The following is a 10771-nucleotide window of genomic DNA, read 5'->3' as shown; positions in this document are numbered from 1 at the left end:
GCTTCTAACATATCCTGTAGTGTTTCTCCCAACAAGTCTTTTAAAGCTTCTTGAATATCATTAGCTGTTTTTATATCATAAGTTTTTATTAATTCCCTTACAATATTTTTCTTAGCTGGATTCATTGGTTCTCTTTTTCTTCTTCCCATAACAAAAATCCTCCTATGATAATAATTTTACCATAGAAGGACTTACAATTTTACAGACTTTTTTACATACACTCAGTATCTTCGATGACTCCTCAGCTACAAGAATTTTAATAAAAGACATAGGATGCAATAGGTCAAATATTTTAGGGAGTTAGTTGTAATAAAAAAGTCCATAAAAACTTGACACTGTCTAATAAGTCAAGTAAACTTGACTTATTGCCATATAAAATATAGAATGAAATAAATAATAATTAATATATAGAATGAGGTTGCTTGTGCGTGATGAGATGATATTAAAAAATAGACTCAAAGAGGAACGAATAAATTTTGGGATATCTCAAAAAGAACTTGCTAAATTTGTTGGGGTATCAAGGCAGACTATTAACTCAATAGAAAATGAACAATTTTATCCTACAACAAAATTATCTCTTATAATCTGTGAGGTGTTAAAAAAACGAGTTGAAGAAATTTTTTATTTGTGTGAGATGATTGAAAAATAATTAGCATAAACTAACTGAGTGGCGTTTTAATTTATTAAATCTGATATACATAATAATTTTTAAATAAAAGTGAGGTGATGATACCTGTGAGTGAAAAGACAATAGTAGAAAATGCCTATAAGGGATATAATTTTTCTGACATGAACGAATTAGGACATAAGAAAATTTATAAACTTAGCAATGAAACGGGTACAGGAGAAATGTGTTGCTATAATTTAATAGATGGTTTTACTTTGTCTTATAACAATTTAAACATGGAATCTTCGCATCAGAAGATTAATCCTTGTAAGGGTATAATTCAAATTGACCATTGTTTGGATGGCTGCTATGAATTTAAGTTAAAAAGTAATGAAAGAGCATTTGTAGGGAAGGGTGATTTTAGTGTTGTGGATTTAGGAAAAGTTCCTTTTGAAAGTTCGAGCATACCTATGAAACGATATATTGGATTGACTGTATTTATAGATATAAAAATTGCTCAAAGATCCATAGATAAATATTTTCCTTTTGCAAAGATCAATATAAAAGAAATTATGGATATGTTGTGTAAAAATGGTCCGGCATTAATAATAAAATCAAGAAAAGAAATAAACCATATATTAAACGAATTATATACGGTTAGTGAGGACATTCGCATATCATATTCTATTATTAAAATCATTGAGTTGTTACTTTTTTTAAGTCTTATAAAAACAGAAGATATGAAAAAAATACCAACTTTTTCTGAACCAATTTATGAAGCAACACAAGATTGCTATAAGGCACTTGTTGAAAATCCATTTGATAAATATTCTATTTCTGAACTTGCAAAACAGTATGCGATTTCTGAATCCAGTTTAAAGCGTTGCTTCATGCATTTAACAGGACAATCTATTGGAAGTTTTATAAAAAATACTTGCCTGGAAGAATCTGCAAAGTTGCTAATTGATAAACCACATATTACGATAGGGGAAGTTGCTGATTTTGCCGGATATTTAAATCCGAGTAAATTTGCTTCTGCTTTTAAAACTTATTTTGGAGTTTCACCTCAACAATATAGGAAAAATAATTTGACCTGATTGGAGCAAAAACATACCTTTTGGGTAGTAAGAGAAATACCTGTTCTTTGATAAAATATTTATCAAGGACAGGTATTTTTTGCTGGATTAATGCCAATAAGTTAGCCATGTCTAATATTTTAAAAAGGAGAAGAAGATGTCAGAAAAAAAATTAACAGTAAGAGATATTGTAACAGTTGCAATTATGATAGCATTATTTCTTGCTATTTCGATTGTTATTGGTATGGGGACAGTTACTATGCCGATTTTATATTTGTATGGTACGGCAGGAATTGAAATGTTTATAGGAGCAATATTTTATCTTGTTGCAGCAAATAGAGTCAATAAGCATGGACTACTATTTATTTGGATTTTAATTTATGGTTTGATAACAGCGGCGATGGGATATGTGTTTATGCTTCCATATTTTATCGGATTAGCAATTATATGTGAACTTACAATGATTGGAAAGAATACTTATAGAAATCCAATTAGAAACATGATTGGCTGGTGTACCTATGCAATAGGAATGTTTCTTGGTATAGGGGTACCTTGTTGGATTGCATGGGAAAGCTATCAAAAACAAGCACTTGCAGGTGGATTTGCGGATACTACATTAAAGCTTCAGTATGAAATGGTATCTTCACCATCATTGATATTAGTAGGAGTAGCTGTAACAGTTATTTTATCTGCATTAGGAATTTTATTTGCACAAAAAATATTGAAAAAACATTTTAAGAAGGCGGGTATATTAGATTAATGCTATGGAACAGAGAATGAGAAAAATAGACAGTCTTGGTGGATTGGCTTGCTTACTCTTAACTCTGATTTCCTGTACAGTATCTATTTTTACAAAAGATTACTATATGCATGCTCTGTTTGTAGGATGGCTTTGTATCATTTTGATATACTTCGGCTTTTACAAGCAGAGCTTGTTTTATGTTGTGATATATACTTTTACAGCATTTTGGCTTTTAGAAATGATTCCTAAAGGGATAGTTTTTATTTCGCCAATGCTATTAGGTATGGTGTACAAATTCATTGTTCCTATTATGGCTGCATATTTAACTTTTAAGATACCGTCAGGGAAACTAATTGCAGTTTTTCAAAAGTGTGCTTTACCTCAGAATATCATCTTGATTTTGCTTGTAATCATTAGATTTATTCCAACAATATCAGGAGAATTTAAAACCATTAGAGAAGCAATGCGAGTTAGAGGTTTTACGGGAAGTGTAAAAAGAGTTTTGTTCCACCCTTTACAAACAATGGAATATGCAGTCGTTCCTTTAATCTTTCGGTCAATAAAGGTTGGAGATGAATTGGCGGCTGCATCTATTGTAAGAGGAATTGAAAATCCGGCTAAGAAATATAGTTATTATGAAACAAAATTTACAAAAGTAGATGTCATTATTTTATTTATTAGTATTTGCTTAATGATAGCCTGCATTTTTAGATAGGAGGGAAGGTTATGGAAAATAAGATAAAAATTAATAACATAAACTTCTCCTATCGAGGAAATGACAAGCAATTAACCGATATTAATTTAACTATTTTGAGTGGACAATGTTTGGCGATAGTAGGCAAATCTGGTTGCGGAAAGTCCACGTTGACGAGAGTAATAAATGGACTAATTCCATCATTTTATCAGGGATATTTAGATGGGGATGTGTTCATTGATGATAAAAACATAGGGGAGTTAAACACTTGGGAAATAGGTTCTTTTGTTGGAAATGTGTTTCAAGATCCGAGAAGTCAATTTTTTGCTAATGAAGTAGCCGGAGAAATTGCTTTTGGCTGTGAAAATTTAGGTCTATCACATAATGAAATAGTCGATAGAGTTCATAAGTCTGCTAAAGAGATGAATGTATTAGATTTATTAAATACAAGTATTTATACATTGTCTTATGGGATGCGGCAGCGTGTTGCAATATGTTCAGCTAAAGCTATGCAACCGGACATTTATGTATTTGATGAACCATCTGCAAATTTGGACTTAAAATCAACTTACCAATTTGCAAAACTGATTCAAAAATTAAAGAAGGAAGGAAAAACTATCATTATTGTAGAACATAGGTTATTTTATTTAAATTTAATAGTAGATAACTATATTTTTATGGTAGATGGGAAAATAAAGAAAAATTATACATCTGATGAGTTTAATAATATAAGTTCAAAAGAGTTAAATGATATAGGATTACGCTCATTGCATTTTGAAGATATTTTTTTAGATGGTTTTACGAATCAGAGTACTCAAGGATATAAAAGTTTTGAGATAAGTGGAATTTCAAAAAAATATGGAAAAAATTTGTTATTGAATAATATAAGTTTCAAATTTGACAGCAATGAAATTATTGCCCTAATTGGTTCTAACGGTGTAGGTAAAAGTACATTAGGTAAAATTTGCTCCGGTATTCAAAAAGAAACAACAGGAGAAATATGTTTAGAAGATAAACCGATTAAGAGAAAGAGAAGATTGGAGAAAATTTGGTACATTCCTCAAGATCTTGACTCTCAATTATTTGGCGAAGATCTAGTAGATGAGCTTGTTACGGGACTGAAAGATAAAGAAAAACATGTAGAAAAAGCGGAAGCAATTCTAAAAAAATTAGGCTTATTTGAACTAAAAAATCAACATCCGTCAACTTTATCCGGAGGTCAAAAACAAAGATTGGTTTTAGGGGTAGCGATGATGCGAAATATTTCTGTTGTAATTTTAGATGAACCTACATCAGGTTTAGATTATGAAAGTATGGAACAAGTCGCAAAACTAATTAGAGAACAAAGGGACTTGGGAACAAAATTTTTGATTATTTCACATGATATAGAGTTTATTGCAAAGATTAGTGAGAGAGTAATAAAAATTGAAGATGGAAGAATTACAGAAGATTACTATCTAAAAGACATAAATACTTTGCTAAATTCAATGGGATATGAGAGGTGATACTATGGATGTGATGAAAAAGCATACAGGACAAATAATTTTATCAATATTTATAGCGATAATAGGTGTAGTTTGTGGTGTATTGCCATATTTTGCGGTAGCAAATATTGTAACGGAAATAGCAAATGGCAGTACAGGATTTATGGTTTTTAGTAAACAGATAATGATTATATTATTTGGATTGGTTGGAAGTGTACTATTTCATACATTATCAACATTGATTTCACATAATTTGGCATTTTGTGTTATTGAAGATTCAAGAAAAAAATTAGCAAGGAAATTCAGCAAACTTCCAATGGGAACAATAGAAAAGAAAGGAAGTGGAGAGTGGACACAGTTTATGGTTGAAACCTTGAATAAAATGGAACAACCAATTGCCCACGTTATTCCTGAAGTAGTTGCAAATATCATTATCCCTATTGTTTTACTAATCAGTATATTTGCTATGGACTGGAGAATAGGTCTTGCCAATCTCATAACATTACCATTAGGCTTGTTATTTTCAATGCTAATGATGGGTGGATACGAAGAAAAATCAAAACGCTATCAAGAAGCATCTAAAAATATGAATACCACAGTTGTTGAATATATTCGTGGCATTAACATTATTAAGGCATTTAATAAATCAGCATCATCTTATGATAAATTTGTGAATGCAGTTGAAGGAAATAAAAATAGTATGCTGGATTGGTATCTAAGCATTTGCTTTTATATGACAGCAGCTATGGAAGTTTTACCATCAACTTTAATATTTGTACTTCCAACTTCCTTATTTTTATTCATGAAAGGAACTGTTGATGTAGGAACTTTGATTATGTGCGTTTTATTATCCTATGCTTCTTACAAACCGCTTATTAAGGCTATGAGCCATTTAGATACTATGGCGAATGTAAAAGTGGTCATTGAGGAGATAAAAGATGTTATGAAACTTCCTGAACTTGAAAGAGGAAATACATCACAGGAAATAAGTTCATACGATGTAACTTTTGATAATGTTACATTTGGCTATGACGAAAATAAAAAAGTATTTCAAGATTTGTCCTTTACTGCAAAGGAAGGAGAACTTACAGCTATTGTCGGATATTCCGGCGGAGGAAAATCGACTTTGGCAAAACTGATTGCAGGTTTTTGGAATATTGATTCCGGAAAAATAAGTATTGGTAATGTAGATTTAAATGATATTTCTCTTGAAAGAAACATGGATATTGTAACTTATGTTTCTCAAGAAAATTATTTATTCCAAAAAAGTATAGTTGACAATATGAGAATGGCAAAACCTGATGCAAGCATGGAAGAAATTCAAAGTGCTTGTAAAAAAGCAAGTTGCCATGATTTTATTATGAATTTACCTAATGGATATGAAACAGTTGTAGGTGAGTCAGGAAATAGCTTATCGGGAGGAGAAAGACAGCGAATAACAATTGCAAGAGCTTTACTAAAAGATAGCCCGATTGTTCTTCTTGATGAGGCAACGGCATATTCAGATCCGGACAACGAAGCTGAAATACAAAAATCTCTTGATGCTTTGGTAAAAGATAAGACTGTTATTATGATTGCTCACAGACTTTCAACGATTATTCATGCGAATAAAATTATTGTAGTCAATTCGGGAAAAATTGAAGCAGAAGGTACGCATCAAGAACTTCTTCAAAGTAGCAATACCTACTCCAAGATGTGGAAGGCACATAACAGCGTTTACTTAAATGGGGAGGTGATATAAATGAGAGAACTTCTAAAGAAACTGTATAGTATTGCAGGAAAAGAGTCGCAAAAATTAAGTCGAATGTTCGTTTTTGAAATCGTGAAAAGTATTTTTGAAGGTATTTCTCTCGGAGCGATATTATTCCTCTTGCTTAAAATTTTTGAGAAATTATTTGAGAGAAAAGAAGTTGTTATGAATGATGTCTATATAGTATTTGGAATAGCTCTAATTAGTGTTATAGGCAAAATAGTATTTGGTTATTTAGCAGATCGCAACAAATATATAGCAACTTATAATTTGGGTGCGGAAAACAGACTGTATATTGGAGATAAGTTAAAACAAGTAAATATGGGATATTTCAACTCTAACCGATTAGGAGATATTTCAGGAGGATTGACAAGCGTAATAGGAGAGTTGGAAACAGTAGGTGTCAATATTATTGAAATGATGTTTGTAGGAATAATACAAACTGTTATTATGGCATGCTTTATGTTGCCTTTTGATTTTATTACAGGAGTGATTATTCTAATAACTTTAATAGTTGGATTATTAGTTAATGCAGTTTTTCAAAACAAAGCAGATCAACTAACCAAGAAATTGCAAAAATTAAAGATAGAGTTAAATGCTAATACTTTAGAATTTGTAAAAGGTATCGGCGTTATAAAATCTTTTGGTAAGAACAAAGAAATGCTTGGAGATTTAGAAAACAGCATCAGCGACAACAAAAAAGGATACTTTAATGTTGAAAAAGTAATTGTACCGGTAAATTTGATCTTTATTCTTGTATTCAAATTAGGTATGTGTGCAATTATTTTAAGTTCCATTATTAGATATAGCAATGGAGAATTAGAGCCATATAAAACAGTAATGCTTATTGTTTCAAGCTTTGTCGTTTTTGCAGGTTTTGAGATGGCAGGAAGTATGCAGAACTTAAGAGGAATTGCTGTGCAAAATCTTGATGCGATTACAAAACTTAGAGATATAAAAACCATTAGTGAGGGACAGAAAGTAGCGATTGAAAACTCTGATGTATCCCTAAAAAATATAGATTTTTCTTATGATGACAAAAAATTATTTCAGGGTGTAAATGCTTTTATACCATCAGGAAAAACAACAGCATTGATTGGAGCGTCAGGAAGTGGAAAAAGCACTATATGCAATCTGATAGCAAGATTTTGGGATGTGGATAGCGGAGAGATAACAATTGATGGTACAAATGTAAAAGATTATAGATACGACAATCTATTATCTAATTTCAGTTTTGTTTTCCAAGATGTTTATTTATTTGACGACACAGTGAAAAATAATATCGCCTTTGGAAATCCTAATGCAACTTATGATGAGATTATTGAAGTCGCAAAACACGCAAGATGTCATGACTTTATTATGGCACTTCCGGATGGATATGAAACCATTTTACAAGAAGGTGGTTCCAATTTATCGGGAGGAGAAAGACAGCGAATTTCTATTGCAAGAGCAATGCTTAAGCCGAGCAAAATTGTCATACTTGATGAAGCTACTTCAAGCGTGGATCCTGAAAATGAACAAGAGCTTGTAGCTGCTCTTAATGATTTGTTAAAAGATAAGACTGTAATAGTAATTGCTCATAAACTTGAAACAATTAAAAATTCCGATCAGATTATTGTAATGGATAAAGGAAGTATTGAAAATGTAGGAACTCATGATGAACTGATGAAATCATCTTCAATATATAAAAAGTTTATAGAGCAAAGAGAAAGAGCTATTCAGTGGAAATTAAATGATTAAGGGAGGAACTATAGAGTGAAACAAGAGATGAAAGAACAATTACTAACTAAAAGACCGATAGATTTACTATTTCAGCTATCTATTCCAGCGGTTATAGGAATGATAGTTATCGGTCTATATCCCTTGATGGACGGAATATTTGCCGGGAAAATTATAGGACAAACGGCTATGACAGCTTGTGGTGTTGCAATGCCATTAACATTTTTTAACAGTGGAGTGTCTACACTTCTTGGTGTTGGTTCGGCATCCGTTCTTTCCAGAGCAATAGGAAAAGGAGATCAGAAAACTGTCGATAAAATTATGGGGAACTTAATCTATTGGGTAATTTTCTTCTCTGTAATTATCACAGTTGGAGGAATAATCCTTGCACCACACTTTTTATCTATGGTGGGTGCAACAGGTGAAATCAAAGCCTATGGCATTAGATACCTTAGAGTAATTTTCATTGGCTCCCTATTTGTGAACTTTACACAGTCAGCCAATATGGTTATGCGTGGTGAAGGGCTGATGAAAAAAGCTATGACGATTATGGGGCTTGGAGCTTTGCTGAACATTTTTCTTGATCCAATCCTAATGACTGTTATGGGAAAATATGCTATTGAAGGTGCTGCTCTTGCAACTATTATAGCACAGTTTGTTCAAGCTGTTGTAACGATGCACTATTTCTTGAAGAAGAGTAAGGTTGTTAAAATCCATAGGATAAAGTCGGATGCTGAAATAAAAAAAGAAATGTTCGGTGTGGGTTCTTCCGCTATGATGATGCAACTCCTATTCATGATTCAGCAGACAATGTTATATAAAATGGCATTTAAATATGGCGGAGATCTGAATGGGATTTTGATGGCAGCCTCACTTCGTGTATATGCCTTTTCATTTATTCCTCTTTGGGGAATGAGCCAAGGCTTACAACCTGTTGTCGGAACAAACTTTGGAGCAAAGCAATATGATAGAGTAAGGCAGGCTATGAAAGTATTTTCTATTGGAGGGCTTATCCTTGCAGCAATTTTTTGGATTCCATCCTTGTTGCTATCAAGTCAGATACTTTCATTGTTTGGAGTAGAAGCAAATATCATAGCACAAGGCGTTGGAAACTTTAGATTATTCTATAGTGTATTTATTTTATATGGAGTAATGGTTATGAGTATTACTTTCTTCCAATCTATTGGAAATGGAAAGAAAGCAGGAATTATTGTAATGATGAGACAGTTATTCCTATTTGTACCAGCAATGATTCTTTTACCAATGGTATTTGGAATAAAAGCGGTTTGGTTTACTCAACCACTGGTGGATTTCATTATGATTGTTGTTGGAATATTTATGATGCTTGGAGAATTAAGAAACCTCAATAAAGAAAAATTATAAGTTGGTAGAGTTGAAATAATATAAATCATATACAAAGAGTGTTTATTGATAATGACTGGAGGGAAGAGATATGAAATATCTTATGAAGTTAATTTCAAAAAAATATTTTAATAATTCAACTGCATCTTTTTCCTCTATGCTTTATATTCGCCTATACTTATATACATTATCTTAGACAAGTAAATATATTTTATGGCACGAGAATACTACCTTTATGTTAGAGGTCAAAAGATAAAAGTCAGTGAAGAAATATATAAAGTCTACTGGCTAGAAAAAGAACATGAGAAGTATTTAGAGCAGGTGGACAGAAAAAACCACCTGCTTTTCTTTTCGTCATTGGATCATGATGGACACTTTATAGATAATATTGTCGATGAAAATGTTGATGTGGAAAAGATTGTTGAAACACAGATGATGATTGAAGCAGTCAGAAATGCCATATCAAGATTTAACGAAGAAGAAAGGGACATCATAGAGCGTTTGTACTTTAATGATGAAACGCTATCAAGTATAGCAAAAGGTAAGAAAGTGAGCTATCAGGCTATACAATGGAGAAAAAATAGTATTCTTAAAAAATTAAGGGTGCTACTGGAAGAATTTATGAAGTAATCGCCTTGTGCATTAGGGCAGATTTTCCTTGCAAAAGTGAAGGGAGATCTGTCCTCTTTAATTTTGTAGAAGATAGGAATTGTAGTTCAAGATATTTGAAAGGAATTCTCTCTTAGAGCCATTAGGCAATTGTTCTTTGACAACTGAATAGACCAAGACGGGACTTTTAATTACTTAGTGAGCGAATAGTATTTACGCCATGACTTTTCTGCTGGAAAAATTCGGTTCAAATGAATACTGCCATAGGCAAGGATAAAAGAAAAAGAGCGAGAGATAGATAACTTTAAAGCAAAGAATGGGAAAACTTTGTGAGCGATGACATAAGTAATGATAATGATACTTCTTTAGTGAAAGCCGGCTCATCTTAACAGGGGCGGTGGTGAGATTCCAATGTTGCTTATCCCAAAGCACTCGTCAATGTCAAAAAACTTACTTAAAGAAAACAACAATGAAAGGAGTTTTCTAAATGAACACAGAAGAATTAACAAGATATAAAAATATGTCAGTGGAAGATATAGATAGAAAATTCGTTCCTGACATTGAAGATATAAAGAATAATAAAAGCATAGATCCTATTTCCATGTATTTTATGAATATAGGAAATGTTCTTGTAAAATGTACTTATGCAGAAAACGGAAGATCCTTAGAGGATTGTTTTCTTTCATATCTAAAAAAGAAAGCAATGCTGCTTGACTAAAAATATGATA

Annotated in this window: 10 protein-coding genes and 1 pseudogene; 10 read left to right on the top strand and 1 reads right to left on the bottom strand. The window is 32.0% G+C overall.

What is annotated here, in order from left to right; translation table 11 throughout:
* A pseudogene (locus HMPREF0631_RS10430) lies at nt 1-125 on the bottom strand (IS256 family transposase); the annotation flags it as partial.
* A gap of 299 nt (nt 126-424) precedes the next feature.
* On the opposite strand from HMPREF0631_RS10430, the gene HMPREF0631_RS03240 reads away from it, so the two are divergent.
* From HMPREF0631_RS03240 to HMPREF0631_RS03195, 10 genes are all read left to right on the top strand, one after another.
* Entirely contained in the window at nt 425-649 is a 225-nt protein-coding gene (locus HMPREF0631_RS03240; protein ID WP_002843389.1) for a helix-turn-helix transcriptional regulator, read from the top strand.
* Between the two features lie 86 nt (nt 650-735).
* The gene (locus HMPREF0631_RS03235) at nt 736-1704 is read left to right on the top strand and encodes a helix-turn-helix transcriptional regulator (RefSeq protein WP_002843396.1); all 969 of its coding nucleotides are present in this window, start codon (nt 736-738) and stop codon (nt 1702-1704) included.
* A gap of 136 nt (nt 1705-1840) precedes the next feature.
* Entirely contained in the window at nt 1841-2443 is a 603-nt protein-coding gene (locus HMPREF0631_RS03230; protein ID WP_002843393.1) for an MptD family putative ECF transporter S component, read from the top strand.
* A 16-nt stretch (nt 2444-2459) separates the two neighbouring features.
* Entirely contained in the window at nt 2460-3140 is a 681-nt protein-coding gene (locus HMPREF0631_RS03225; protein ID WP_021934756.1) for an energy-coupling factor transporter transmembrane component T family protein, read from the top strand.
* Nucleotides 3141-3151: 11 nt separating this feature from the next.
* Nucleotides 3152-4624 carry an ABC transporter ATP-binding protein gene (locus HMPREF0631_RS03220; protein WP_002843388.1) on the top strand — a complete coding sequence of 491 codons (1473 nt, stop codon included), beginning with the start codon at nt 3152-3154 and terminating at the stop codon, nt 4622-4624.
* A 4-nt stretch (nt 4625-4628) separates the two neighbouring features.
* Entirely contained in the window at nt 4629-6344 is a 1716-nt protein-coding gene (locus HMPREF0631_RS03215) for an ABC transporter ATP-binding protein (RefSeq protein WP_002843394.1), read from the top strand.
* Nucleotides 6345-8093 carry an ABC transporter ATP-binding protein gene (locus tag HMPREF0631_RS03210; protein ID WP_002843397.1) on the top strand — a complete coding sequence of 583 codons (1749 nt, stop codon included), beginning with the start codon at nt 6345-6347 and terminating at the stop codon, nt 8091-8093.
* A 15-nt stretch (nt 8094-8108) separates the two neighbouring features.
* The gene (locus HMPREF0631_RS03205) at nt 8109-9455 is read left to right on the top strand and encodes an MATE family efflux transporter (protein ID WP_002843386.1); all 1347 of its coding nucleotides are present in this window, start codon (nt 8109-8111) and stop codon (nt 9453-9455) included.
* A 192-nt stretch (nt 9456-9647) separates the two neighbouring features.
* Complete coding sequence (locus HMPREF0631_RS03200; protein ID WP_002843384.1) at nt 9648-10064, top strand: sigma-70 RNA polymerase sigma factor region 4 domain-containing protein; 417 nt, start codon at nt 9648-9650, stop codon at nt 10062-10064.
* Between the two features lie 466 nt (nt 10065-10530).
* Nucleotides 10531-10761: a DUF6870 family protein gene (locus tag HMPREF0631_RS03195; protein WP_002843391.1), complete on the top strand. Its 231-nt coding sequence runs from the start codon at nt 10531-10533 to the stop codon at nt 10759-10761.
* The last annotated feature ends 10 nt before the right edge of the window (nt 10762-10771 follow it).

Origin of the sequence: Peptostreptococcus anaerobius 653-L (assembly GCF_000178095.1) — a bacterium.
Lineage (GTDB): Bacteria > Bacillota > Clostridia > Peptostreptococcales > Peptostreptococcaceae > Peptostreptococcus > Peptostreptococcus anaerobius.
This window is presented reverse-complemented; position numbering and strand designations above follow the sequence as displayed.